1 protein-coding gene is annotated in these 244 nt (G+C 62.3%); it reads left to right on the top strand.

The window, feature by feature from the left end:
* On the top strand, positions 1-244 hold a 244-nt coding region (locus J5M67_RS29245; protein ID WP_207888760.1), incomplete at both ends, for a sulfatase/phosphatase domain-containing protein.

Raw genomic sequence — 244 nt, forward strand, 5'->3', positions numbered from 1 at the left:
AACTACGAAGGCGCCTTCCGGGTGCCGGCGATGATCCGCTGGCCGGGACATATCGAAGCGGGCCAGGTGTCCAACGAGATGTTCTCGGGGCTGGACTGGTTCCCCACCCTGCTCTCCGCCGTCGGCGATACCGACATCAAGGATCGCCTGCTCAAGGGCACTGATGTCGGCGGCAAGAACTTCAAGGTGCACCTGGACGGCTACAACCAGCTGGACTACCTGACCGGCAAGTCCAACGAGAGTG

Source organism: Pseudomonas sp. 30_B, assembly GCF_017491605.1.
In the GTDB taxonomy this organism is placed as follows: Bacteria; Pseudomonadota; Gammaproteobacteria; order Pseudomonadales; family Pseudomonadaceae; genus Pseudomonas.